Raw genomic sequence first — 25082 nt, forward strand, 5'->3', positions numbered from 1 at the left:
GGCTCAGCGTCCCAGGACCATGCGGGTCAGGTACTCATTGACGTGCCCGATCTCCTGCGGCGAGACGCTGTGGCCGATGCCCTGGTAGTGGACCTTCATGGTGTCCGCATGCTCCACGAGCCACTCGGCGGTCATGTCCACCAGCTGGTCGTTGACGATCGGGTCCTGCGGGTCGCGGCCCCAGAAGAGCTTGAAGGGCTTCTCCTTCAGCTCGTCGTCGCGGAAGATCTCCAGCGGCTCCGGCACCACGAAGCCCGACAGCCCGATGACCGCAGTGATCTCGCTCGGCATGGCCCGCACCAGCGACGTGGCGATCGACATGCCCTGGGAGAACCCCAGCAGCGTGGTCGACGGACGCCCCTCGGCCTGCTCCCGCAGCCACCCCACGAGCGGCTCGACCGCGGCGCGGATGGCATCGGGGCCGAAGGCCTCCTCGTCGTAGAGCGGGAACCAGCTGTAGCCGGGAGGCTGGGCCAGCGGGGCGCGCACCGAGGCCACCACGAAATCCTGCGGCAGCTGCGGCACCAGGCCCATGAGGTCCTGCTCGTTCGAGCCGTAGCCGTGGAAGAGCACCAGCAGGGGCGCCTCCGGGGACTCGGCGGGGTCACGGTTCCACATCACGACGGGGTTCTCGCTCATGCCGACCATCATGGCATCCGCGCGCAGCACGCCCCGCTTCCGTCGCTCCTCTCGCTCCCGCGCGGAGGAACTGCCGCTGAGGGGACGCAACGAACGTCTTCCCGCGCCTGAATCGTGTCGCACGCGTCCCTTCACGAGATCTCGCACTCGGGCGGCGGCTCGTCAGGGCCCTGCGAGCTCCCGCGCCCGGACCGCTTGCCGATGTGCCCGCACCAGGGTGGCGATCCTCGGCTCGCATCCAGGATCCGTCGGATCCACGACGTCGAGATCCGTGTGCACCACACGCAGCTCCGTCCACCCGGCCGCTTCCGCAGCCCGCTGCCGCTCCACATCCCGAAGTCGCTGCCGCGGGTCCTCGTGGACCGCACCGTCGACCTGCACGGCCAGCCGGTGCCTGCGATCCGCGAGGTCAGGGTGGACCCGACGGCCACCCGGGGATCGGATCTCGACATCAGCCTCCCACCCGGTGAAGCGATGGTCCTCCAGCACGAGCCGCGTATAGGTCTCCAGCGGCGAGTCCACTCCGACGACCGCGCGCAGCAGGGCCTGGCGCACCCTGCGGACGCCGCGATAGCTCTCGAACCGCTCGAGATCGGTGCTGAGGTCTCTCTGGCTGCGAAGCGCCGGCACGCCCCGGCTGATGCCCGTGCGGTGCTCGCAGATCACACCGTCGATGACGGCCACGAGCTGCTGGTGAGTCATGACGTGCCGACCGCGAGCGTCTGTCGATGCGGCCAGGTCCAGCAGTGTTCGGGCCGGGGACGTGATGCGGACCGATCCGTCGGTCCAGAGATCCTCGGCATGGAACTGACTCCGATGCCCGACAACGCCGCGTCCTCGAGGCCTTGATCCTGTCGAGGAGCACAGATGGATGCCGCCGACATGCCCGAGCCTGCCGGGGAGCCGGAAGTCGTGGAGGATGGCGGCCGTCGTGTGGCTGGCTGCCCAGCCTTCCTGCTGCAGAGCCGGGAGGATCCTCAGCAGACCGGATCTGGTGCGGGGGTCAGGGCGCGAATCGGCGCAGGACCACAGGCCCTCGCCCCAGGAGCAGTACTGCCTCCCCGACAGATGACGCTTCGCGATGCCTGCCGCTTCAGCCTCGGCGGTCGTGAAGACGCGGCCCTGCAGGCAGGCAGGTGGACTGTGACGTGGTCTCGGCATGGCAGACAGTGCAGCGGATCACGGCGCCGACAGATGCGAACGGATCCGCTCCCCGCCGTCGTCGCCCCGGTCCAGTGCCCGAAAGGGCGTCTGTGGAGGCATGAACTCCGTACTTCGGATCTCCGTTGCCCGGGATTCCGTGTGGACCGGGGATCTCGTGCGCCCAGTACCCCGAGGGGACGCACAGGGCGCACGGGATCGCCGACGGGACGCATCGGACGTCTAATCCGGCGTGAATCGTGACGAATGGGTCCCCTCGGCGGCGAGGAGGGTCGATGCGTCGCTTCGGTAGGGCCCCCTCAGGAGAGGAAGGCGGCTCGGACCAGCTCGCCGATCTGCTCGTGCTCGATCAGGAAGCCGTCGTGCCCGGCGCCGGAGCGGATGGTGCGGTGGGGGACGTCGCCGGGCAGAAGCCGGGCGAGGTCCTCGGACTCCGAGGGCAGGTAGAGCCGATCCGAGTCGACCGAGGCCACGAGCCAGTCGCAGGTGGTGGCCGCGAGCGCCTGCCTGACGCCGCCGCGGCCGCGGCCGACGTCGTGGCCCATGAGGGCGTCGTTGAGCACCAGGTAGGAGTTGGCGTCGAAGCGGCCCACGAGCTTGGCGGCCTGATGATCCAGGTAGCTCTCGATCGCATACCGGCCCCGACGGCGCCCCGGCAGCGGCGCCCCCGGATCCTCGCCGGCCTGCGCCGCATTGCCGAAGCGCGCATTGAGGTCCGGTGCCGCGCGGTAGGTGGTGTGCGCGATCCGCCGTGCGATTCCGAGGCCCACGGAGGGGATGACGCCGTCGTAGTAGTCGCCGCCGCGGAAGTCGGGGTCGTTGCGGATCGCCAGGCGCTGCGCCTGGCCCCATGCGATCTGCTCGGCGCTCGAGGCGGCGGTCGAGGCGATCACCGCACAGGCGCGCACCTGCTCGGGGAACGTGGCGGCCCACTCGAGGGCCCGCGCACCGCCCATGGAACCGCCGACGACCAGCCGCCAGGACGCGATGCCCAGCTGCTCGGCCAGGCGCTGCTCGGCGCGCACCGAGTCGCGGATCGTCACCGCGGGGAAGTCCGATCCCCACGGAAGACCGGCCCGCGGGCTGTCCTCCGGGATCAGAGTCGACGGACCCGTGGAGCCGTAGCAGCCCCCGAGCATGTTGATGGCGACCACGAAGAAGCGGTCGGTGTCGATCGCCCGCCCGGGCCCGACCAGTCCGTCCCACCAGCCCGGTGCCTCGGCGGAGACACGGTCGAAGGAGGTGGCGTCCTCGGCGACCCGTCCGCGCGTGACATGGGTGTCTCCGGTCAGCGCATGCGGGACGAGCACCGCGTTGGAGGCGCGGTCGTCGAGCTCGCCCCAGGTCTCGTAGGCCAGCTCGACATCGGGCAGCACGGCCCCGGATTCCAGCCCGAGGTCGCCGATGCGGGCGCGGCGCAACAGCCCCTCGGTGCGGAAGGGCTGCTGCGAGCGCGCGGTCGTGCTCTGGATGGCGGTCACCTCAGACCGCTCCCCCTGCGCCGCGCGCCTTGACCGCGGCGAAGCCGAGCTCCAGGTCCGCGAGGATGTCGTCGATGTGCTCCAGTCCCACGGACAGGCGCACGAACCCCGGGGCGACGCCGGCGGCCAGCTGCTCCTCCGGGGAGAGCTGAGCGTGCGTGGTGGAGGCCGGGTGGATGACCAGCGAGCGGACGTCACCGATGTTCGCGACGTTCGAGTGCAGGCTCAGCGCGTCCACGAAGGCCTGGCCGGCCTCCGAGCCGCCGTCGAGCACGAAGCCGAGGATCGAACCTGCGCCGCCGGGGACGTACTTCTGCGCACGCTCGTGCCACGGAGAGGACTCGAGCCCGGCGTAGGACACGGATTCGACGCCCTCGTGGGCCTCCAGCCAGGTGGCGACCGTCTGAGCGTTGGCGACGTGGCGCTCCATGCGCAGCGACAGCGTCTCGATGCCCTGCTCGATCAGGAAGGCGTTGAACGGGGAGATGGCAGCGCCCATGTCGCGCAGCAGCTGGGTGCGGATCTTGAACGCGAAGGACACGTTGGCCCCGAACGGCCCGTTCTCCCCGAAGACCTCGCCGAACACGAGGCCGTGATAGGACTCGTCCGGCTCCGTGAAGCCCGGGAAGCGATCCGGATAGCGGGTGTAGTCGAAGCGCCCGGAGTCCACGATGAACCCGCCGACCGAGGTTCCGTGCCCGCCGAGGAACTTGGTGGCGGAGTGGATCACCACGTCCGCGCCGTGCTCGAACGGCCGCAGCAGGTAGGGGGTCGCGATGGTGTTGTCGACCATCAGCGGGACCTCGGACTCGTGGGCGATCGCGGAGACCGTCTCCAGGTCCAGGACGTCGTTGCGGGGGTTCGGGATGGACTCCGCGTAGAAGGCCTTCGTATTGAGCTGGACGGCGTCGCGCCAGGCCTGGGGATCGTCCGGATCGGAGACGAACGTGGTCTCGATCCCGAGCCGGGACAGCGTGTGCTTGAACAGGTTGAACGACCCTCCGTACAGCGACGGGCTGGCCACGATGTGATCGCCGGCCCCGGCCACGTTGAGGATCGCGTAGGTGGTGGCCGCCTGACCGGAAGCGACCATGACAGCCGCGGTCCCGCCCTCCAGGGAGGCGATGCGGTTCTCGACGACCTCGGTGGTGGGGTTGGTCAGTCGGGTGTAGATGGGCCCGACCTGGCTGAGCCCGAAGCGACCGGCTGCGGTCTCGGCGTCCGGGAAGACGTACGAGGTGGTCTGCTGGATCGGCAGCGCGCGGGCGCCGGTGACGGGATCGGGCTCCTGGCCGGCGTGGATCTGACGGGTCTCGAAGCTCCAGCCCTGCGGGGCGGAGGGGGTGGGCTGCTGAGCGGACATGTCGGCGACTCCTTGTCTTCCGGGGCCGCGGACCGAGGTCCGACGCACCCGTCGGACCGGGTGCCGTGACCCGCGCTTGCCGTGCCGCGTGCGCGACCGGCCCGGTCCTCACCCAGGGCACCCCACCGCGGAAGGAGGGTTGCCGGCCAGCTAGCTGGGGCTTGTCGCTGGCTCTCGTGACCTGGTTCCCATTCTCGGACGAGCACGGCTCCGGCGCAAACCAGGGTTCCGTGGTCTGTGGAGCCCTCCGTCAGAACAGCAGGGGTCCGGCCAGGAAGCCGACGGCGTCCAGCAGGAAGTGGGCGATGATCAGCGGCATCACGCGTCCGGTGCGGCGGTAGAGCCACAGGAACACCAGTCCCATCACCACGTTGCCCAGCGCCGGACCGACGCCCTGGTACAGGTGGTAGCTGCCGCGCAGAAGGGCCGAGCCGATCAGCACGGCCGGCCACGTCCATCCCACGCGCAGCAGGCGATCGGCCAGGAACACGACGACGATGATCTCCTCCACGAGCGAGTGTCGCAGCGCCGAGGCCAGCAGCAGGATGACCTCCCACCAGGAGGTCCCGCCCGCGTTGGTGACGATCTCGGCGGTGATCCCGAGCTGGCGGCCCGCCTGGTACAGCGCCAGGGTGCCCAGTCCCATGACGGCGAAGAGCAGCGTCCCCAGGCCCAGATCCGCCAGCGGGGCCCGGCGGTCCAGGCCGATCCGGTGCAGCAGCCCACGCAGCTGACCGGCCGAGCCCGCCAGCAGATAGAGCGCCAGCAGCGGCGGGACCAGAGCCAAGAGGATCCCGAGGCTGCGGCGCAGGACGTCGAACAGCGGGAAGCCGCTCTGCGCGGCGTTCATGGAGGCGCTCGACTCGGCGATCGAACTGGTGGACAGCGTCTCGGCGAGGTCGAGGAGCGACCAGAGGGCGCTGGCCCCCAGCGAGACGCCCAGCACGAGCAGGATCTGCAGCCACAGATCGGCGCGCTGGGAGCCGAACGACGGGTGTGACGTCTCAGGGGCACGTGCTTCGGTCATGAGGACCATTGTCGGCGGGCGCCACGACAGCACAAGGACGCCGGCGCGTCCGGCCAGCACCTCGCTGTACTGTCTGCCGGGCTTCCTACGATGGGCGCCATGACCTCCCAGAACTCGGATCTTCCGCTCGCTCCCCCGTCGGCCGTGCGTCGCGACCACGTCCGCGAGTTCCACGGCGATGCCTTCCTGGACCCGTACGAGTGGCTGCGGGACAAGGAGTCCCCGGAGGTCATCGCGCATCTGGAGGCCGAGACCGCCTACGCCGAGTCCGCCACCGCCCAGCTGGCCCCGCTGCGCGAGCAGCTCTTCCAGGAGGTCCGGACCCGCGTGCAGGAGACGGACCTGTCGGTGCCGTGGCGGCGCGGCGACTGGTGGTACTTCACGCGCACCGTGGAGGGCGGGGAGCACTCGGTGCAGTGCCGCGTCCCGGCTGCTGAGGAGGGGTGGGAGCCGCCGCAGATCGTGGCAGGCCAGTCCCTGCCCGGCGAGCAGACCCTCCTGGACGGCAACGCCCGGGCGCAGCCGCACGAGTTCTGGTCGCTGGGCGCCTTCGACATCACCCACGACGGCACCCGGATGGCCTGGGCCGAGGACACCACCGGGGATGAGCGCTTCACGGTGCGCGTCCACGACTTCGACGCCGATCGGACGCTCGACGACGAGATCCCCGAGACCTCCTACGGCGCCTTCCTCTCGCCCGCCGGAGACGCCGTCTTCTACACCGAGGTCGACGACACCTGGCGGCCCTGGCGCCTGCGCCGGCACGTGCTCGGGACCCCGCTCGAGCAGGACATCACCATCGCCCAGGAGGACGACCCCGGCCTGTGGCTGGGGGCCGAGCTCTCCTCGGACCGGCGCTGGCTCGTGCTCGAGGCCGGGTGCTCCGAGTACTCCGAGGTCTCGATCCTGCGCATCGAGGAGGCCGGCGAGCAGGCCCCACAGGTGGTCGTGCCGCGCGGGGCGGGCGTTCTCGCCTCGGCGGAGCCCGTGCGGATCGACGGCCGGGACGTCGTCCTGCTCCAGCACGATCGCCAGGCTCCGGATGGACGCCTGAGCCTGATCGAGCTGTCGGACCTGCCCGGCGAGTCGGCGGAACTGCCCGGCGACGGATTCCCGCCCGGCATCGACATCGTGGCGCCCAGGGAGGGACTGCGCGTGCTGGGCTTCGCCGCCACACAGCATCACCTGGTTCTCGAGGTCCGTGAGGACATCCTGCCGGGGCTGCGCATCCTCCCGCTGAAGGGACTCGGCACGGAGAGCCAGGCCGAGCCCCATGTCCTCGAGGTGCCCGGCGAGCTCACGGCTGTCTCCCTCACCGCCGCTGAGCCGGACTCCCCCGTCCTGCGCTTCACCGCCGAGTCCTTCGTGATCCCGCGGCGCGTCTTCGACCTCATCCTGGATGCGCCGGGGACCGAGCTGCCCGATCCGGTCCTGCGCCGCGAGCAGCCGGTGCTGGGCGACTACTCGGCTGCCGCCTACAGCGTGGAGCGCGACTGGGCCCAAGCCGAGGACGGCACACGGGTCCCGATCACCCTCATCCGCCGCCGGGACGCCGCGCAGCCGGCACCCGCGGTGGTCTACGCCTACGGCTCGTACGAGATCAGCATGGATCCGTCGTTCTCGTACTCGCGGATCTCGCTGCTGGACCGCGGTGCGGTCTGGGCCATCGCCCACGTGCGCGGCGGCGGCGAGCTCGGGCGGCAGTGGTACGAGTCCGGCAAGAAGGAGCACAAGCGGCGCACCTTCACAGACGTCGTCGCGGCGACCCGGCACCTGGGCGCGCGCTCGGACATCGACGCCGACAGGGTCGTGCTGATGGGCGGCTCGGCCGGCGGACTCCTGGTCGGCGCCGTGCTGAACCTGGCCCCCGAGCTGTACTGCGGTGCGGTGGCCGCGGTGCCGTTCGTGGACCCGCTGACCTCCATGCTCATGCCCGAGCTGCCGCTGACCGCGCTCGAATGGGAGGAATGGGGCAATCCCCTCGACTCCGCGGAGGTCTACTGGACCATGAAGGCCTATTCCCCGTACGAGAACGTCTCCGCCAGGGACTACCCGCCGATCCTGGCCGTGACCTCGCTGCACGACACCCGCGTCCTCTACGTGGAGCCCGCCAAGTGGGTGGCGGCCCTGCGTCACGAGAACCCGGACAAGCGCGAGCAGATCCTCATGCGCATCGAGATGGCCGGCGGCCACGGCGGAGCCTCGGGGCGCTATCAGCAGTGGCGCGACAACGCGTGGGAGGACGCCTGGGCCCTGGAGCGCCTGGGGCTGGCCTGACCCGAAGGAATCCGCCCGTTCACGCCGCCCGGCGTTCTGAGCCGGAGGGCCGCACCCGCTCGAGCACCAGGACCGCGGGGATCAGCAGGAGACCGGCAGCGGCAGCGGCGCCGGCGGCGGCCCATGCCCCGAGGGCCTGAGCAGGCCAGCCCTGCAGCACGGCGGCGCCCGTTCCTGCGAGTCCCGCCGCCCAGCCCAGGGGCATCCACAGCGACCTGGTGCGCACGGCAGCCCAGGCCAGCATCAGGCTCAGCACCGCCACCGCGCACGCCGAGGCCGCCAGCCAGGACCAGGTGCCTGCGCTGCGCGTGAGCATGACGGGCAGAAGCCCGAGCACCGCCAGCAGGACCGAGACCGTGATCGCAGTGCCTGACGACCACCGTGCGATCGCCAGCCGCAGCAGCGCACCGCGGAACACGATCTCCAGCGCCGCCGCAGCGACCGCAGCCAGCACAGCGGCCACCGCCGGTCCGCCGAGCCTCGAGACCGCCGCCTGGCCCAGCAGCTCGGGCTGGCCGCCCTGGAGCAGCGGCAGGACCGCCGCCCCGGCGCCACCGAGCGCAGCGCCGATCACGAGCGCGCTCGCCCCGCCCAGCGGCCCGGCTGCGGCGCTGCCCCGATCCCTGGGCGCGGGGAACCCCAGATCACGCACACCCGCCTCGGCCAGGAAGAACCAGATGAGCAGCACCGCGACCGGCAAGGCGAGCGGAACCCACTGCCAGGTGGCATCCCACCGCGCCAGGCGCATGGCCAGCACATAGGAGCCGACGATCGCGGCGATCACCGCCCACAGGGCCCGGTCGTCGCCGCGGTAGTTCCAGATGGTGGTCATGTGTGCTCCTTCAGGGTGTCGTCGGGCCGGGAATGCCGATCCGGGCCGGAGTGCAGATCGCGCCCGGAAGCATGGCTCCCGGGCGCGATCGACCTTCACGAGACGGCTCAGGAGACCCCGAGCTTCTCCAGGATCAGCTCGCGGACGCGGCCGGCGTCCGCCTGGCCCTTGGTGGCCTTCATGACCGGACCGATCAGAGCGCCCACGGCCTGGACCTTGCCGCCCTTGACCTTCTCGACGACGTCCGGCATCTGCGCCATGGCGTCGTCGATCGCGGAGATCAGCACGCCCTCGTCGGAGACCACGGCCAGGCCGCGGGCCTCCACGATCTGCGCCGGGGTGCCCTCGCCCTCGGCCACGTGGCCCAGGACCTGCTTGGCGATCTTGTCGTTGATGGTCTTCTCGCCGATCAGCGACTCGACCTCGGCCACGTGCTCCGGGGTGACGCCCAGATCCGCGATCTCCACGCCCGCGTTGTTGGCCAGACGAGCGATCTCGCCCATCCACCACTTGCGGGCAGCGGCCTTGGAGGCGCCGGCCTCGATGGTGGCGGCGATCTCCTCGGTCACGCCTGCGTTGACGACGTCGCGGAACTCCTCGTCCGAGTAGCCCCACTCCTCCTTCAGGCGAGCGCGGCGCTGCGCCGGAGGCTCGGGCAGCGAGGCCCGCAGCTGCTCCACCCAGGCGGGATCCGGGCACACGGGCACCAGGTCCGGCTCGGGGAAGTAGCGGTAGTCATCGGCGTCCGACTTGGGACGGCCCGAGGTGGTCGAGCGCGTGTCCTCGTGCCAGTGACGGGTCTCCTGGACGATCTTCTCGCCGGCCTTGAGCACCGCGGCATGGCGCTGGATCTCGTAGCGCACGGCGCGCTCGACCGCGCGCAGGGAGTTCACGTTCTTGGTCTCCGAGCGCGTGCCGAACTCGGTGGTGCCCTTGGGCATCAGGGAGACGTTGGCATCGCAGCGCACGTTGCCGCGCTCCATGCGGGCATCCGAGATGTCGAGGTTCTTCACGATCTCGCGGATCGCCTTGACGTAGGCCTTGCCGAGCTCCGGAGCGCGGTCCCCGGCTCCGACGATCGGGCGGGTCACGATCTCGACCAGCGGCACGCCAGCGCGGTTGTAGTCGACCAGCGAGAACTCCGCGCCCTGGATGCGACCGGCACCGCCCTTGTGGGTCAGCTTGCCGGCGTCCTCCTCCATGTGGGCCCGCTCGATCTCGATGGTGAACGGCGTGCCGTCCTCCAGCTCGACGGTGAGCTGGCCGTCGAAGGCGATGGGCTCGTCGTACTGGGAGGTCTGGAAGTTCTTGGGCGTGTCCGGGTAGAAGTAGTTCTTCCGGGCGAAGTGCGAGACCGGGGCGATCTGGCAGCCCAGGGCGAGCCCGAGCTTGATCGCGTACTCCACGGCCTTGCCGTTGACCACGGGCAGCACGCCGGGCAGTCCCAGCGAGACGGGCGTGGTGTTGGTGTTCGGCTCGTCGCCGAAGGTGTTCGGCGCCCAGTCGAACATCTTGGTCGCGGTGTTGAGCTCCACGTGGACCTCGAACCCGAGCACGGGGTCGAAGTCCTGCATGGCCTCCTCGAAGGACAGGATCTGATCGCTCACTTGGCGCCTCCCTCAGTGGTCTCCGACAGCTTGGCCACGGCTTCGACGACGTCCGGCAGGTCCTTCCAGATCGGGCCTCCGTTCGCCTCCTCGAGCAGCCGCTCCAGACCGGCAGCCGCGCGGTAGAGGCGCGCGTCCTCACGAGCGGGGGCCATGAACTGGAAGCCGACCGGCAGCCCGTCCTCGGGCGAGAGGCCCGCCGGGATCGAGATCGCCGGGACGCCCGCCAGGTTGGTGGGGATCGTGGCGATGTCGTTGAGGTACATCTGCATGGGATCGGCCTGCTCGTCGACCGAGCCCAGCGGGAAGGCCGTGGTGGGAGCGGTCGGCGAGACGAGGACGTCGACCTGCTCGAACGCCGCGTCCAGATCGCGCTGCACGAGCGTGCGGACCTTCTGCGCCGAGCCGTAGTAGGCGTCGTAGTAGCCGGCCGACAGGGCGTAGGTGCCCAGGATCGTGCGGCGCTTGACCTCCGCGCCGAAGTTCTCCGCGCGCGTGGCGGACATGACGCGCTCGATGGTCACGTGCCCGTCCTTGGGCAGGGCGCGCTGGCCGAACCGGACGCCGTCGTACTTGGCCAGGTTGGAGGAGACCTCCGAGGACATGATCAGGTAGTAGGCGCCCAGGGCGTACTTGAAGTTCGGCGTCTCGATCTCGACGACGCTCGCCCCTGCCTTCTCCAGTGCCTCGACGGCCTCGCGGAAGCGCTGCTCGACGCCGGGCTGGAAGCCCTCGCCGGTCAGCTCCTTGAGCACGCCGACGCGCAGGCCCTTCAGCCCGCCCTCGGCAGCACCTGCCCGTGCGGCCTCGACGAAGCCCTCGGCCGGATCGCTCAGCGAGGTCGAGTCCTTGGGGTCATGGCCGCCGACGACCTCGTGCAGCATGGCCGCATCCAGCACGGTGCGCGCGCACGGGCCGACCTGGTCCAGCGACGAGGCCATGGCGATCACGCCGTAGCGCGAGACCGAGCCGTAGGTGGGCTTCACGCCGACCGATCCGGTCACGGCAGCGGGCTGGCGGATGGAGCCGCCGGTGTCCGTCCCCAGAGCGAGCGGGGCCTGGAACGCAGTGACGGCCGCAGCCGAGCCGCCGCCCGAGCCGCCCGGGATGCGGGTGAGGTCCCAGGGGTTGCGGGTGGGGCCGAAGGCCGAGTGCTCCGTGGTGGAGCCCATGGCGAACTCGTCGAGGTTGGTCTTGCCGAGGATCGGCATGCGCGCCGCGCGCAGCTTCTCGGTGACGGTGCCGTCGTAGGGGCTCATCCAGCCCTCGAGCATGCGCGAGGCCGCCGTGGTGGGCAGGCCCTTGGTCACGATGAGGTCTTTGACCGCGATCGGCACGCCGGCCAGCGGCGGCAGCTGCTTGCCCTCGGCGCGATCCCGATCCACGTCTGCGGCGACCTCGAGGGCCTCCTCCGCATTGAGGTGCAGGAAGGCGTTGAGACCGGCCTTGCCGTGGCTGCGCTCCTGCGCGGCAGCGCCGTCGGTGGCCGCGATGCGGTCCAGGTGCGCCTGCACGGCCTGCACCGAGGTGACCTCACCGGCCTGCAGCTTCTGCGCGAGCTCGGCCGCGGACAGTTCGATGATGTTCTCGCTCATATCGCCTCAGTCCTCATCCAGGATGGCCGGGACCTTGAACTGCCCGTCCTCCGCGTCCGGTGCGCCCGACAGGGCCTCTTCCGCGCTGAGCGTCTGCCCCACGACGTCCTCGCGCATCACATTGCGCAGGGGCAGGGGGTGGCTCGTGGCGGGGACGTCGTCCCCGGCGACCTCGCTGACGGAGGCGACCGACTGCACGATCTGGCCGAGCTCGCCGGCCAGCGACTGCAGCTCATCCTCCGACATCTCGATATGCGCGAGGTCTGCCAGATGGGCGACCTCATCGCGACTGATCGCGGACATGCACGCTCCTTGTTCTTCGGTGTTGCTGTCTTCGGTGTTCACCGTGCTCGTGATGCTCGATGAGGCCCGCGGAGCGATCCTGCCGGTGGCACGGACCGGCAGAGGCTCGACGACGGGGCCAGCGGGGCCCATCCTATCCGCCGACCCGGACAGCCCCGGCTCCGACCGGAGCGGCCGCGCCCGGCCCCGACCACCGAGTAGCACCGTCGGGATGCCGACGACGCCTACCCTAGAGGCAGACGACAGACGCCCCCATCGCCGGGGCACCGCACCACCTGCCCCTGAAGGGCGGAAGGAGGCCCGCATGGCCAAGAAGGACGGCAAGCCGAAGAAGGACCGCGGGGCAGCGCGCCGCGCCAAGGCAGCAGCCCGAGCGGGGACGCGCCCCTCCCCCGGAGCGCGCACGCCCTCGCAGGACGCGGCGAACGCCTGGCGCCAGGGCGTCTCCGAGGCGACCGCCGACACCGTCGATCAGATAGCCACCCACGTGCAGACCGTGGCCCTGCAGCAGCTGGAGGACTTCGGCGCGTTCCCCGCCTTCCTCATCACCGCGCGCCGCGACGGGGAGTTCGAGCTGGACAGCATCGAGCCCGCCGAGGAGGGCGCCACCGTCGACGAGCTCGAGCCCGAGGATGCCGCCGAGCTCACCGAGCTGCACCACTCCGACGATCCCGAGGCCGCCCTGCGCGCCATGGCTCTCGAGAAGGCCCCGGAGCTGCTGGGCGCAGCACTCGCCCTGCCGGCCACACTCCCGGATCGCTCCGGGGCTCCTGCGCTGGTGATCGAGATCGAGCACCGCGACGGCGTCAGCCTCACTCTGGTCCAGGGCTACAGGATCGGCGGCCGCGGCGGCGCCAAGTCCACCGAGCTCGAGGACCCGACCGTGGAGCAGCGCGAGGCTTCCCTCCTGCGTCGGCCCCGCCCTTCCGAGGGTGCGTCTCGCTCCGAGTCCTCCCGTGCCGCCTCGCAGCCCGAGGCTTCCGCGGACGTTGCTCAGCCCGAGTCCTCCGAGAGCGCTTCGCAGACCGAGCCTGCTGAGGGCACCACCCCCTCGGCATCGGGCGACCCGCAGGACTGAGCACCGCCAGCCTCCTCCGGCAGGTCGCCCGCATCGAGAGGCCCGCGCGCGTGATCTCCTCGATCGGCACGCCGACGGCTCCGTCCTCGAGCGGTCTCCGTGTGTGCTCCCGTCAGCCACCGTCGCGGTCACGACCATCGAGTTGCCTGAGCGTGTGCCGGTCCCCATCGACTGGCCCCGTGATGTGCGCTTGAGGCCCCAGAGCCGCACTGCGGCACCACTCGATCTGCGCGGGGCCCCGTGAGCACAGCCCGAGACCACTCGATGTGCCACAGGCGCCCACATCACAATCTGGGGCCGATCGATGCGCTGAGCGGGATGCGTGCCGACTCCAGCCAGTGGAAGAGGCGCACCACTCGGCGCTCGGCGAGCTCCCGGGGTCCCGAAGCTTCCTGAGGACATGCGAGAAGCCCCGCAGCGTGAACGCTGCGGGGCTTCTCGGTCCCTGCTGACAATCAGATGATCGTCGGCTCTCCGTCGGTGCGGAGGCTGATCGAGTGGATCAGGCGGGGATGTTCAGGGTCTGGCCCACGAAGATCAGGTTCGGGTCAGCCACGGTGTCCGGGTTGGCGGCGAACAGGGTCTCCCAGTCGGTGCCGTGGGCAGCCGCGATGGAGCCCAGGGTGTCGCCCGAGGCGACGGTGTAGGCGCCGGCAACGGCGGGCTGCTCGGCGACCGGAGCGGCCGGAGCGGTGTACTCGACGACCGGGGCCTGCTCGGCGGCCGGAGCCTCAGCGACCGGGGCCTGCTCGGCGGCCGGAGCCTCAGCGGCGGGGGCCTGGGCGGCGGGCGCCTCAGCGGCGGGAGCCTGCTCCACGGGGGCCTCCTCAGCGGCCGGAGCCGGAGCCGGGGTCTCGACGGACTGGGTGGAGACCTGGGTCTCAGCAGCCGGGGCCGGGGTGGAGGCAGCGGCACCCGAGTAGCCCGAAGCTCCCGACAGGCCCAGCTTCTGGGAGCAGGAAGGCCAGGCGCCCCAGCCCTGCTCGGCCAGCACGCGCTCAGCCACAGCCTTCTGCTCGCTTGCGGAAGCGTTCGCAGCGCTGCCGGAGCCGCCGAAGGCGGCCCAGGTGGACGGGGTGAACTGCAGGCCGCCGGAGAAGCCGTTGCCCGTGTTGGCGCTCCAGTCGCCGCTGGCCTCGCACTCGACGAGCTGGTCCCACTTGTCGGCGGCCTGTGCGGGGGCAGCCGCACCGAGGAGGGCCGCGCCGCCGAAGACAGCGGCGGTGCCGGCGACGATGGTGTTCTTGATGTTCTTCTTCACGACAGGCTCCATGACGGCGCCGTCTCCGCTCGTGCCGTCCCCGGCGTCATAGCGTCGCTGTCTTTCCGTTCCAATGGTCTGGGTCTGGGATGCAGCTGTCGACAGCGATGACGGCTGACTGCAACCTGGATTTCGTGTGGCCCTCGACGAGGAGTCGAAGAGCTGGATCGATGCCCGCAGGCTCGCTCCGGAAGTTCGAAGATCACATTACCGTAACGATTCGGCTTGGCAACCCTTTTGAGCTGTGATCTGTGCCAATCTGAAAGGTTGACCCCCGAGGATCCAGGTCCCTTCAGCGGGACGACCGCGAGAGCCGCTCCCTCCCTCCGCGATCCGCCCGGATCTCCGCTGCGCCTCGCGAGGTCACAGCACCATAACAGCAAGGTCACGGTCAGGTCACGACCCGCTGTTGAGGGGACAGCTCGAGCGGAGCCCGCAGCCCCGCCCGAAGGCCCGTCCGACCCACGGCGGCGCAGGTCAGCGGGGCTTCAGGAGGCAGGCGAGATGCTGCTCACATTCGTTGACCAATCAGTCCTCCGCATGGACCTGAGCATCCTCAGCCTCCTCTGAGGGGCCCTGGAAGGCCTCCGGGCCCTCCGCGAGCAGCCGCGTGAAGTCGGCCTCGTCCAGCACCGTGACCCCCAGCGACTCGGCCTTCTCCAGCTTGGATCCTGCCGAGGCGCCGGCCACCAGGAAGTCGGTCTTCTTGGACACGGACCCCGAGGCCTTGCCGCCGCGGGTGAGGATCGCCTCCTTGGCGGAGTCGCGGGAGTAGTCCTCGAGCGTGCCGGTCACCACGATGGTCAGGCCCTCGAGGACCTTGGGAACGGAGTCGTCGACCTCGTCCTCCATGCGCACGCCCGCAGCGGCCCAGGACTCGACGATCTCGCGATGCCAGTCCACCTGGAACCAGTCGATGACCTCTCGTGCGATCACCGGGCCCACGCCGTCCGTGGCGGCCAGATCCTCCTCCGAGGCCTCGCGGATCCGGTCCATGGAGCCGAAGGCCGTGGCCAGCGAGCGCGCCGCCGTGGGGCCCACGTGCCGGATGGACAGCGCCACGAGCACGCGCCACAGCGGCTGGGAGGTGGCCTTGGCGAGCTCGTCGAAGAGCTTGACCGTGTTGGCGCTGGGCTTGGACGGGTGCTTGGCGCTGCCCTTGGTCCAGAAGTACGGCACGAGCTCGGTGTCTCCCGGCTTGGCCCCCGCGCCGCGCTTCTGCCGCTCGATCTTCACGTCCTTCAGCATCCCGGCGGAGAGATCGAAGAGCTGGGCCTCTGAGGTCAGCGGCGGATCGGCGGGCTCGGCGGGACGCGTCAGCGCTACGGCGGCCTCCTCCCCCAGCGCCTCGATGTCGAAGGCGCCGCGACTGGCCGCGTGGAAGACCCGCTCCTTGAGCTGATCCGGGCACGAGCGCGCGTTGGGGCAGCGGATGTCGACGTCGCCCTCCTTCGCCGGGCGCAGCTCGGTGCCGCACGACGGGCAGTGGGTGGGCATCACGAACTCGCGCTCGGTGCCGTCGCGCAGGGCGACGACGGGCCCGACGATCTCCGGGATGACGTCTCCGGCCTTGCGCAGAACGACGGTGTCCCCGATCAGCACGCCCTTGGCCCGCACGACGTCCTGGTTGTGCAGCGTGGCCATCTCCACCATGGAGCCGGCGACGAGGGCCGGCTCCATCACGCCGTACGGGGTCACGCGCCCGGTGCGGCCCACGCCCACGCGGATGTCCAGCAGCTTGGTGTGGACCTCCTCGGGCGGATACTTGTAGGCCACCGACCACCGCGGCGTGCGGGAGGTGTGCCCGAGCTGGCGCTGCGTGGCGCGGTCGTCGACCTTGACCACGATGCCGTCGATGCCGTGGTCCAGGGAGTGGCGCTTGTCCCCGTACTCATCGATGTACTCCACGACCTGGTCGATGCTGCTCAGCACCCGGGAGTACGGGCTTACAGGCAGGCCCCATGTGGCCATCAGGTCGTAGGCCTCCGACTGGGCGCTGATCTCCAGCCCCTCGGCGGCTCCGATGCCGTGCACGTACATGGACAGCGGGCGCTTGGCGGTCTCCGCCGGGTCCTTCTGCCGGAGGGAGCCGGCGGCGGCATTGCGGGGGTTGGCGAACGGCGCCTTGCCCTCCTCCACCCGCTGGGCGTTGACCGTCTGGAAGTCCTGGGTGGAGATGAAGATCTCGCCGCGGATCTCGATCTGCTGCGGGAGGTCCTCACCGCGCAGCTGCTGCGGGATGGTGGCGATGGTGGCGACGTTGTGGGTCACGTCCTCGCCGGTGGTGCCGTCGCCGCGGGTGGCCGCCCGGACCAGGCGGCCGTCCTGGTAGAGCAGGTTGATGGCCAGGCCGTCGATCTTGACCTCGGTGAGCCAGCGCAGCTCGGCGGCCCCGTGCAGGGTCTGGACCTGGGTCTCGGCACGCTCCAGCCAGGCGCGCAGCTCGTCGATGGAGAACACGTCCTCGAGCGAGTACATCCGCTCGAGATGGCGCACCGGGGCGAAGGCCGTCGAGGGCTCGCCGCCGACCTCCTGCGTGGGCGAGTCGTTGGACTGCAGCTCGGGGTGCAGCGACTCGAGCTCCTCGAGGCGGCGGTAGTCCTGGTCGTACTGGGCGTCCGAGACGGTGGGGGCGTCCTGCTGGTAGTACTCCACCCGCGCCTGGCGCACGCGCTCCACGAGCTCGGCGTACTCCTCCCGCAGGGCGTCCGCGGGGATCTCCCCTGCGGACATCTCGACGGGCTGGTCCTGCTCGGCTGCCTTCGCGGCCTGCGCCGCGGTCCTGTTCTGCTGGCTCACCCCGTCATTGTGGCGCACTGCTCCGACGACACGGCGTCGACGACGCCGGGGCGGGCAGGACCCGCAGATCCTGCCCGCCCCGGCGATCCGAGAGCGCTCCCGGGAGAGCTCAGTAGGCGACGTGCCGGCGCCGCGAGTGCTCGTCGAGCCTGCGCACGCTGAGCGCGGCGTGCGGACGGCCGCGACGGGCATCCCACACCACGACCTCGGCGGTGCGCAGCTCGGTGCCGCGTCCGTCGCGCTGAACCGACACGGACGGCGCGCCGGGCAGCAGCAGCGGGGCGCCGAACTCGACGTCCCACCGCAGCGGCGCGGGGGCATCGACCATGGCCAGGGCGCGTGAGGCCGTGTACATGCCGTGGGCGATGGCGCCCTTCATCCCGAGCGCCTTGGCCGAGGCCCCGCTGAGGTGGATGGGGTTGACGTCCCCGGAGACGGCCGCGTAGCGCCGACCGGTGTCGGCGCCGAGCTGCCAGCGGGCGGTGGGCAGCGGCGCCTCGAACTCCGGACGCGATGCCTGCTCGGCCTTCTCCTCCTCCGGCAGGCGCACGCCCCGGGCCAGGTACGTGGAGGTCCCCGTCCAGGCCATCTCCTGGGTGTCCTCGGTGCGCAGCTCCGCCACGACGTCGAACTGCGCCCCGGAGCGATGCGGCCGCAGGTTCTGAGCGCGCACCGTGATGCCCACGTGCTCGCCCACCAGCAGCGGCAGCTCGTGCACGACCGAGTTGGACAGGTGCACCAGCCCAAGCAGCGGCAGCGGGAAGTCCTCGCGGGTCAGCAGCGCCATGGCTGCGGGGAACGACAGCGCGTGCAGATAGCCGCTGAAGGCCTCCACGCCGCCGTCGGGCCGCGTGCGGATCGGGGCCCCGACCACCTCGCAGAAGCCGCGGTGTGCCTGGTCGTCGATGAGGACGTCGGCCACGAGCAGGTCCACCGCCGGCAGCACGAGCCGAGTGCCGCCGGCGGAGGCGCTGCCCGAGCCCTGCCCAGGGATCGCGCCGGCCGCCTTGGCCCACAGGCCGCGGACCGTGCGGGTGCCCGCGCCGAGTGCCGATCCTCCGGCCGCCCGGGCGTAGAGCGGGCCGAGCGCGGGCAGCTCGGGCAGGAGGACGACGTCGCGATCGGCGCCGTCGAGGTGCGTCTGCTGGTCGTGCATGCTCACGCTCCCACCAGGTTCTGCCCGCACACGCGCAGGGTCTGCCCGGAGATCCCGGCTGCCGCATCCGAGAGCAGGAACGCGATGGCCTCGGCGACGTCCACCGGCAGGCCTCCCTGCTGCAGGGAGTTCAGGCGGCGGGCGACCTGGCGCCGGGCCATGGGGATCTTGGCGGTCATCTCCGTCTCGATGAAGCCTGGAGCCACCGCATTGGCGGTGCCGCCGCCGGCGGCCAGCTCCGGGGCCAGCGCGGCGACCATCCCGACCACGCCGGCCTTGGAGACCGCGTAGTTGGTCTGCCCGCGATTGCCCGCGATGCCCGAGGTGGAGGCGAGCCCCACGACCCGCAGCCCCTGGGCCAGCGGGTCGGCCAGCAGCTGCTGCGTGATCCGCAGCGGGGCCTCGACGTTGACGGCCTGGACCGAGGCGAAGCGGCCCTCATCCATGTTGGCCAGCATCTTGTCTCGGGTGATCCCGGCGTTGTGCACGATGCCGTCGATCCGCCCGAACCGGGTCCGGCAGTGCTCCAGGATGCGCTGGCCGGCGTCATCGGCGGTCACGTCCAGCGGCAGCGAGGCGGCCCCGATCGCATTGGCCAGCTTGGCCAGGGCGTCACCGGCGGCCGGGACGTCGATCGGCACGACCTGGGCGCCCTGCGCGTGCAGCAGACGGGCGATCTGCTCGCCGATCCCGCGGGCGGCGCCGGTGACCACGATGACCCGGCCCTCGAGCGGCGTCTCCCCCAGCGCGGCCTGAGCCAGCGAGGCGGGTCCGGCCTCCGAGGTGACGGGCAGGAACTGCCCCGAGACGAACGCGCTGCGTCCGGAGAGCAGGAAGTCGAGGCCGCCGAGCACGGAGGGGGCATCGACGGCGACGCCGTCCGCCACCACGATGCCGTTGGCGGTGGCCCCTCCGCGCATCTCCTGGGCCAGCGAGCGGACCAGGCCGACCGCGCCCTGCCGGGCCGCGTTGCGGCGCACGGACTCGGTCCCGGCCTCGACGGCCGAGGCCGACACGGCGACGGCCGAGCCTGCTGCCACGCCCTCCGCCGCACGGGAGACAGCCACCACGCGGGCGCCGCGGTCGAGCCGGCGCAGCACGGAGCCCAGCGACAGCGACGGCGCCGTGAGATCCGACGGCCCGTGCGCCTGGCTCAGCACCAGCAGCGCGGCCTGGATCCGCTCGGATCCCTCGGCGACGGCCTGGGCATCCCGGCGGACGTCGTGCCCGCGAGCGCTCAGCGCCTGGGCGAGGGCATCGGCATCAGCCGACGACGACTCGTCCGCGATCACCAGCACGGTGCGCGGCTTCTCCGGCCTCCCGGCTTCGTGGCGGGTCAGCGACACCGGGGCGGGCAGCCCCAGAGCGCCGGCCACGGAGCGGCCGGGGCCGGTGGCGACGACGTCCAGGTAGGCGTCCTGCGACGAGCGCAGGTCGGTCAGGGTTCGCGTCCAGCGCGGGGTCTTGGGCATGCGAGGGCCTTTCGAAGGAGTGCGTGCGAGGTCTCGGAGGTGTGTGCTGCCGACGGGTCAGTCCTGCGGCTGGGCGCGCAGCAGGGCCACGACGCCCTGGCCGCCGGCGGCGCACACGGAGATCACACCGGTGGTGGGACGGCCCAGCTCGACGGCGCGGGCCTTGAGCTCCTTGGCCAGCGAGGCCACGATGCGGGTGCCGGTGGCGGCGAAGGGGTGTCCGGCCGCCAACGAGGAGCCGTTGACGTTCAGGCGCGAGCGGTCCACGGGGCCGACCGGCTCGTCCAGGCCCAGGCGCTCGCGGCAGAACTGCTCGTCCTCCCAGGCGGTCAGGGTGGCCACGACCGTGGAGGCGAAGGCCTCGTGGATCTCGACCAGGTCGACGTCCTGCAGGCGAAGTCTCTGGCGGGCCAGGAGGCGCGGCATGGCGTAGGCGGGGGCCATGAGCAGGCCCTCGTCACCGTCCACGAAGTCCACGGCCGCCGACTCGACGTCCACGATCTCGGCCAGGCGCGGCATCTTGTGCTCGCGCGCCCAGTCCTCGGAAGCCAGCAGGACCGCCGAGGCGCCGTCGGTCATGGGAGTCGAGTTGCCTGCCGTCATGGTGGCCTCGCCCAGGGACTTGCCGAAGACCGGGGAGAGCCCGGCGAGCTTCTCGGCGGTGGTGTCCGGACGCAGTGTGGTGTCCCTGCGGACGCCGCGGAACGGAGTCACGAGGTCGTCGAAGAAGCCGCGGTCCCAGGCAGCGGCGAGGTTCTGGTGGCTGGCGGCGGCCAGCTCGTCCTGGGCCTGGCGGGTCACGCCCCACTTCTTGCCGGTGATCGCCTGCGACTCGCCCATGGACAGTCCCGTGCGCGGCTCGGCCACGCCGGGGGCCACGGGGGCGAGATCGCCGGGGCGCAGCTTGGACAGGGCCTTGAGCTTGGCGCCGGTGGTCTTGGCGTAGTTCAGCTCGAGCAGCACGCGGCGCAGGCCCTCGCCCACGACGATGGGGGCGTCCGAGGCCGAGTCGGCACCTCCGGCGATCCCGACGTCGATCTGGCCGCAGCGGATCTTGTTGGCGATCAGCGAAGTGGTCTCCATGCCGGTGGCACAGGCCATCTGGACGTCGATGCCCGGGGTGCGCGGATCCAGTGCGGAGCCCAGCACGGACTCGCGGACCATGTTGAAGGCCTTGGGCTGCTTGAGCACAGCACCTCCGGCGACGGCTCCCAGGCGCTGTCCGGCCAGCCCGGTGCGTGCGACCAGGCCGTCCAGCACGGCGGTGAACATGTCCTGGACCGAGGCCTGGGCGTAGGCGCCGCCGGACTTGGTGAACGGGATGCGGTCGCCGGCCACGACCCACGCCGAGCGCAGGCGGGGGGCGGTCTCCCCCGTCTCGGCGCCGCGGGCGAGATCTGCGGGGGTGGGAACGGACTCGGAGGCTGCAGAGGCGGTCATGGGGATCTCCTGTGGATCGAGGATCGGTCGATCGCGCATCTTTCTGCGATCTGGGTCACTAGATACCGAGAGTACCTGATACTCTCGGTATCGTGAACCGCTCAGCAGTGCAGCACCGCAACCGCCTCGGGACCGCCGAGGACCCGCAGCAGGCCGATGGCCGCGCCCGCCGATGGAACCGCCACCGGGAGCAGCGCCGCCTCGAGCTGCTGCGGCTGTCCCGCCGCGCCGTCGCCGAGCTGGGCCCCGGCGCCTCCATGGCGGAGATCGCCGCGGCCTGCAGCACCTCCAAGTCGGTCTTCTACCGCTATTTCAAGGACAAGGAGGGCCTGCGCCGCGAGCTGGCCACCTATGTGGTCGAGCGCATGGCCCAGCGCATGCGCAGCGCGGCCGCGGAGGCCCCGTCGTTCCGCGCCTCGATCCGCACGATCGTGGAGCAGTACCTCTGGCAGCTAGAGAACGCCCCGGACGTCTACCGCTTCGTGACCCAGGGCACGGACGGCTCGAGCGAGGACCCCGTGGGCCGCTTCGCCGCCGCCGTCGCCGATCTGCTGGTGGAGGCCCACCGCCGCCACGCCCCCACCGAGCGATGGCTCGAACCGGCGATGGCCCGCTACTGGGCCGCCGGCGTGGTCGGGATGGCGCGCGGTGCCGGCGAGTCCTGGAGCCTCTCCGAACACGATGACCGCAGCAGTGACGAGCGCCCTCAGCTCGACGAGTTCGTAGAGATCGTCACCGGCTGGGTCATCGCCGGAACCACCCCGCCCGGCTCCGAGGCCGCGGGCTCCCAGACCCAGGCGCGCGCCTCACCCTGAGCACTCGCACCCGAGCAGACCCGTCCCAGCACTCCCGACAGGCCGCACAACGGCCGAGCCGATCCACCGGCCGACCCACCGCAGGAGGACACCATGACCACCGTCGCCGAGAAGAGCACCACCGCAGCCGCCGAGCAGGCAGCCAGCCCTCACCTGGACCCTGCCGCAGAGAGCGCTGTCGTCCACCACGACGCCCTGCGCGACATCCTGGCCGGGCGCTGGGCCGAGCAGCGCCGCCAGGCCCGCCGCCTGGCCGCGGACCCGCGCCTGCACATCGCCCCGGGCACCCACTGGTCCGAGCACCGGGAGAAGACCTTCGACAACCTGTCGATCCTGGCCGAGTCGGATGCCGTGCGCGCCGGGCTGCCTGCCTCCCTGGGCGGTTCAGGAGATCCCGCCTCCTACCTCTCGGGCTTCGAGGAGTTCGTCCTCGCGGATCCGTCGCTGCAGATCAAGGCGGGCGTGCAGTGGGGCCTGTTCGGCTCCGCCGTCGTGAACCTGGGCACCGAGCAGCACCATCAGCGCTGGCTCAAGGACATCTGGTCCCTGAAGATCCCGGGCGCCTTCGCCATGACGGAAACCGGCCACGGCTCGGATGTGGCCTCGATCGCCACCACCGCCACCTTCGACGCCAGCACGCAGGAGTTCGAGATCCACACGCCCCACCGCGGGGCCTGGAAGGACTACCTGGGCAACGCCGCTCTGCACGGCCGCGCGGCCGTCGTGTTCGCCCAGCTGATCGTCGACGGCGTGAACCACGGGGTCCACGCCCTGTTCGTGCCGCTGCGCGATGACGAGGGCGAGTTCCTGCCCGGCGTCGGCGGCGAGGACGACGGCCACAAGGGCGGTCTCAACGGCATCGACAACGGCCGCCTGCACTTCGACCACGTGCGCGTGCCGCGCGAGAACCTGCTCGACCGCTACGGCCATGTGTCCGAGGACGGCACTTACACCTCCCCCATCGAGTCCCCGGGCCGCCGCTTCTTCACGATGCTCGGCACGCTGGTCCAGGGCCGCGTCTCCCTCGACGGTGCGTCGATCATCGCCGCGCGCGCCGGGTTGGACATCGCCCTGACCTACGCCTCCCAGCGCCGTCAGTTCGCCCCGGTCAAGGGCAAGGAGGAGTCGGTGCTGCTGGACTACCACCAGCACCAGCGCCGCCTGTTCCCGCTGGTCGCCAAGGTCCTGGCCGCGGGCTTCGCCCACGACGAGCTGCTCGAGGCCTTCGACGGCGTCTTCTCCGGGCGCAACGACACCGACGAGTCCCGCCAGGACCTGGAGACCATGGCCGCCGCGCTCAAGGCGACCTCCACCCGTCTGGCCCTGGACTCCCTGCAGGAGTGCCGCGAGGCCTGCGGCGGCGCTGGCTTCCTGTCCGAGAACCGCCTCACCGGGCTGCGCGCCGACCTGGATGTCTACGCGACCTTCGAGGGCGACAACACCGTTCTCATGCAGCTGGTGGCCAAGCGCCTTCTCGGCGACTTCGCCAAGGGCATCTCGTCGCTGCCGGCCGCGGGCAAGGCGCGCTGGGCCGCCAGCCGCGCCGCCGAGACCACGCTCAGCCGCTCCGGGCTGCGCGGGCTCTCCCAGGTCCTGCGCGACACCGGCGACCCCCGCCGCTCGGTCAACTTCCTGCGCGATCCGGAGACGCAGCACGGCCTGCTCTCCGATCGCGTGCGCACCATGGTCGAGGAGGCCGCCGAGAACATGCGCGGCGCGGACCGCTCCGACCCGCAGGCAGCCGCCGACGCCTTCGACCGCAACCAGAACCGCCTCATCGAGGCCGCCCGAGCCCACGGACACCTGCTGCAGTGGGAGGCCTTCACCCGGGCCCTGGATGAGATCGACGACGACGGCACCCGTCAGGTCATGATCTGGCTGCGCGACCTGTTCGGGCTGAGCATCATCGACGAGAACCTGGACTGGTACCTGGCCCACGGCCGGCTGTCGCTGATGCGCGGTCGCATGGTCGACGCCTACCTGCAGCGCCTGGTCGGGCGCCTGCGTCCGCACATCATGGATGTGGTGGCGGCCTTCGACTTCCCGCAGGAGCTGCTGCGCGCCAAGATCGCCTCGGGCGCCGAGGCCCAGCGCCAGCAGGAGGCTGCCGATCACCGCGCCGCCGAGGAGGCGGCCGGCGTGGCCGCCGCGGCCGAGGGCTCGTCCCGGGACTCCTCGGACGCCGAGCACCCCAGCTCTGATCAGACCGCGCCCGCGCAGGCCGATCCCACGCTGGACAGGCCGCTCGAGACCATGTGAGCGCACCGGCTGGGCTCGCGCCCGCCAGCGCGGCCGCACCGATGAGGCGAGGCCCCGGGACCGATGTCCCGGGGCCTCGCGTCACGCCCGCACCTTCCTGCCGCGCCGCTCCAGCTGCTGGGGGCCCGCTGTCAGGATGTCGGTGACATCCAGTGGCCGAATCCGGACCGCTGCGCCATCGAGTGGCCGAAGATCCACAGCTTCCGCGCTGAGACGGTGACGAAGCGGCCACTGGATGAAGGTGGTGTGAGGACTCGGCCACTCGATGTGCCCAGATCTCCTCGACACCGTGATCGAGCCGCCCGAGGCGCTCCACTCGCCACGTCCAGCCGTCCGCTGGTGCCCTCCCCCATTGGAGTGGCCCCCTGACGTCCCCATCTCCTCAAGTGGCCCCCTGGTGTCTCCATCGCATCGAGTGGCGCCATGGTGTCCCATGGCCCATCGAGAGGCGTCGGGGTGTGCGTCTGGACACCGCAGCGGACGCGAGGCCTCACCGCGGAGTTGGTGGACGTGGGGG

Annotated in this window: 18 protein-coding genes and 1 riboswitch; of the genes, 4 read left to right on the top strand and 14 right to left on the bottom strand. The window is 71.3% G+C overall.

What is annotated here, in order from left to right; genetic code table 11:
• Positions 1–3: 3 nt before the first annotated feature.
• From JOE55_RS03440 to JOE55_RS03460, 5 genes are all read right to left on the bottom strand, one after another.
• The gene (locus JOE55_RS03440) at positions 4–639 is read right to left on the bottom strand and encodes an alpha/beta hydrolase (protein WP_024290105.1); all 636 of its coding nucleotides are present in this window, start codon (positions 637–639) and stop codon (positions 4–6) included.
• Between the two features lie 162 nt (positions 640–801).
• On the bottom strand, positions 802–1341 hold the full coding sequence (locus JOE55_RS03445; RefSeq protein WP_204782039.1) for an endonuclease domain-containing protein: 540 nt from the start codon (positions 1339–1341) through the stop codon (positions 802–804).
• A gap of 758 nt (positions 1342–2099) precedes the next feature.
• On the bottom strand, positions 2100–3281 hold the full coding sequence (metX, locus tag JOE55_RS03450; RefSeq protein WP_024290103.1) for a homoserine O-acetyltransferase MetX: 1182 nt from the start codon (positions 3279–3281) through the stop codon (positions 2100–2102).
• A gap of 1 nt (position 3282) precedes the next feature.
• Positions 3283–4644 carry a bifunctional o-acetylhomoserine/o-acetylserine sulfhydrylase gene (locus JOE55_RS03455; protein WP_024290102.1) on the bottom strand — a complete coding sequence of 454 codons (1362 nt, stop codon included), beginning with the start codon at positions 4642–4644 and terminating at the stop codon, positions 3283–3285.
• 67 nt (positions 4645–4711) lie between these two features.
• Positions 4712–4826: riboswitch (SAM riboswitch) on the bottom strand.
• Positions 4827–4894: 68 nt separating this feature from the next.
• Positions 4895–5680: a CPBP family intramembrane glutamic endopeptidase gene (locus JOE55_RS03460; protein WP_425545651.1), complete on the bottom strand. Its 786-nt coding sequence runs from the start codon at positions 5678–5680 to the stop codon at positions 4895–4897.
• Between the two features lie 90 nt (positions 5681–5770).
• Here JOE55_RS03460 and JOE55_RS03465 point away from each other — a divergent pair, with 90 nt between their 5' ends.
• Positions 5771–7948 (top strand): S9 family peptidase, encoded by a 2178-nt coding sequence (locus tag JOE55_RS03465; protein ID WP_204782041.1) that lies wholly within the window; start codon positions 5771–5773, stop codon positions 7946–7948.
• A 19-nt stretch (positions 7949–7967) separates the two neighbouring features.
• Here the strand turns inward: JOE55_RS03465 and JOE55_RS03470 are convergent, their stop codons facing one another.
• From JOE55_RS03470 to gatC, 4 genes are all read right to left on the bottom strand, one after another.
• Positions 7968–8780, bottom strand: a complete 813-nt coding sequence (locus JOE55_RS03470) for a CPBP family glutamic-type intramembrane protease (protein WP_053447695.1) — start codon at positions 8778–8780, stop codon at positions 7968–7970.
• A gap of 107 nt (positions 8781–8887) precedes the next feature.
• Positions 8888–10387: an Asp-tRNA(Asn)/Glu-tRNA(Gln) amidotransferase subunit GatB gene (gatB, locus tag JOE55_RS03475; protein WP_204782042.1), complete on the bottom strand. Its 1500-nt coding sequence runs from the start codon at positions 10385–10387 to the stop codon at positions 8888–8890.
• Complete coding sequence (gene gatA / locus JOE55_RS03480) at positions 10384–11982, bottom strand: Asp-tRNA(Asn)/Glu-tRNA(Gln) amidotransferase subunit GatA (RefSeq protein WP_204782043.1); 1599 nt, start codon at positions 11980–11982, stop codon at positions 10384–10386. The genes gatB and gatA overlap by 4 nt, the downstream gene beginning before the upstream one ends.
• Positions 11983–11988: 6 nt before the next feature.
• Positions 11989–12285, bottom strand: coding sequence for an Asp-tRNA(Asn)/Glu-tRNA(Gln) amidotransferase subunit GatC (gene gatC / locus JOE55_RS03485; protein WP_006215007.1), 297 nt, complete (start codon positions 12283–12285; stop codon positions 11989–11991).
• A 304-nt stretch (positions 12286–12589) separates the two neighbouring features.
• Between gatC and JOE55_RS03490 the strand changes: the two genes are divergently transcribed.
• Positions 12590–13363, top strand: coding sequence for a hypothetical protein (locus tag JOE55_RS03490; RefSeq protein ID WP_204782044.1), 774 nt, complete (start codon positions 12590–12592; stop codon positions 13361–13363).
• 502 nt (positions 13364–13865) lie between these two features.
• Here the strand turns inward: JOE55_RS03490 and JOE55_RS13285 are convergent.
• The 5 genes from JOE55_RS13285 to JOE55_RS03515 all read right to left on the bottom strand — a co-directional run bounded on the left by JOE55_RS13285 (position 13866) and on the right by JOE55_RS03515 (position 21491).
• Positions 13866–14636, bottom strand: a complete 771-nt coding sequence (locus tag JOE55_RS13285; protein ID WP_204782045.1) for a LysM peptidoglycan-binding domain-containing protein — start codon at positions 14634–14636, stop codon at positions 13866–13868.
• A gap of 516 nt (positions 14637–15152) precedes the next feature.
• Positions 15153–17357 carry an NAD-dependent DNA ligase LigA gene (ligA, locus tag JOE55_RS03500; RefSeq protein ID WP_239546988.1) on the bottom strand — a complete coding sequence of 735 codons (2205 nt, stop codon included), beginning with the start codon at positions 17355–17357 and terminating at the stop codon, positions 15153–15155.
• Between the two features lie 175 nt (positions 17358–17532).
• Entirely contained in the window at positions 17533–18579 is a 1047-nt protein-coding gene (locus tag JOE55_RS03505) for a MaoC family dehydratase (protein ID WP_204782047.1), read from the bottom strand.
• Between the two features lie 2 nt (positions 18580–18581).
• The gene (locus JOE55_RS03510; protein WP_204782048.1) at positions 18582–20051 is read right to left on the bottom strand and encodes a 3-oxoacyl-ACP reductase; all 1470 of its coding nucleotides are present in this window, start codon (positions 20049–20051) and stop codon (positions 18582–18584) included.
• A 57-nt stretch (positions 20052–20108) separates the two neighbouring features.
• Positions 20109–21491 (bottom strand): acetyl-CoA C-acetyltransferase, encoded by a 1383-nt coding sequence (locus JOE55_RS03515; RefSeq protein ID WP_204782049.1) that lies wholly within the window; start codon positions 21489–21491, stop codon positions 20109–20111.
• Positions 21492–21583: 92 nt separating this feature from the next.
• Between JOE55_RS03515 and JOE55_RS03520 the strand changes: the two genes are divergently transcribed.
• Positions 21584–22306, top strand: coding sequence for a TetR/AcrR family transcriptional regulator (locus JOE55_RS03520; RefSeq protein ID WP_153005712.1), 723 nt, complete (start codon positions 21584–21586; stop codon positions 22304–22306).
• 93 nt (positions 22307–22399) lie between these two features.
• Entirely contained in the window at positions 22400–24565 is a 2166-nt protein-coding gene (locus tag JOE55_RS03525) for an acyl-CoA dehydrogenase family protein (RefSeq protein WP_204782050.1), read from the top strand.
• The last annotated feature ends 517 nt before the right edge of the window (positions 24566–25082 follow it).

This window comes from Kocuria palustris (assembly GCF_016907795.1).
Taxonomy (GTDB): Bacteria; Actinomycetota; Actinomycetes; order Actinomycetales; family Micrococcaceae; genus Kocuria; species Kocuria palustris.

Excerpts from the sequence above, each read along its gene's own strand:
- JOE55_RS03445 (WP_204782039.1), bottom strand. The coding sequence starts at position 1,341 with ATGACTCACCAGCAGCTCGTGGCCGTCATCGACGGTGTGATCTGCGAG.
- JOE55_RS03515 (WP_204782049.1), bottom strand. The coding sequence starts at position 21,491 with ATGACCGCCTCTGCAGCCTCCGAGTCCGTTCCCACCCCCGCAGATCTC.
- JOE55_RS03490 (WP_204782044.1), top strand. The coding sequence starts at position 12,590 with ATGGCCAAGAAGGACGGCAAGCCGAAGAAGGACCGCGGGGCAGCGCGC.
- JOE55_RS03465 (WP_204782041.1), top strand. The coding sequence starts at position 5,771 with ATGACCTCCCAGAACTCGGATCTTCCGCTCGCTCCCCCGTCGGCCGTG.
- JOE55_RS03505 (WP_204782047.1), bottom strand. The coding sequence starts at position 18,579 with ATGCACGACCAGCAGACGCACCTCGACGGCGCCGATCGCGACGTCGTC.
- JOE55_RS13285 (WP_204782045.1), bottom strand. The coding sequence starts at position 14,636 with ATGGAGCCTGTCGTGAAGAAGAACATCAAGAACACCATCGTCGCCGGC.
- JOE55_RS03470 (WP_053447695.1), bottom strand. The coding sequence starts at position 8,780 with ATGACCACCATCTGGAACTACCGCGGCGACGACCGGGCCCTGTGGGCG.
- JOE55_RS03440 (WP_024290105.1), bottom strand. The coding sequence starts at position 639 with ATGAGCGAGAACCCCGTCGTGATGTGGAACCGTGACCCCGCCGAGTCC.
- JOE55_RS03455 (WP_024290102.1), bottom strand. The coding sequence starts at position 4,644 with ATGTCCGCTCAGCAGCCCACCCCCTCCGCCCCGCAGGGCTGGAGCTTC.
- gatA (WP_204782043.1), bottom strand. The coding sequence starts at position 11,982 with ATGAGCGAGAACATCATCGAACTGTCCGCGGCCGAGCTCGCGCAGAAG.
- JOE55_RS03510 (WP_204782048.1), bottom strand. The coding sequence starts at position 20,051 with ATGCCCAAGACCCCGCGCTGGACGCGAACCCTGACCGACCTGCGCTCG.
- ligA (WP_239546988.1), bottom strand. The coding sequence starts at position 17,357 with ATGTCCGCAGGGGAGATCCCCGCGGACGCCCTGCGGGAGGAGTACGCC.
- JOE55_RS03460 (WP_425545651.1), bottom strand. The coding sequence starts at position 5,680 with ATGGTCCTCATGACCGAAGCACGTGCCCCTGAGACGTCACACCCGTCG.
- JOE55_RS03525 (WP_204782050.1), top strand. The coding sequence starts at position 22,400 with ATGACCACCGTCGCCGAGAAGAGCACCACCGCAGCCGCCGAGCAGGCA.
- gatC (WP_006215007.1), bottom strand. The coding sequence starts at position 12,285 with ATGTCCGCGATCAGTCGCGATGAGGTCGCCCATCTGGCAGACCTCGCG.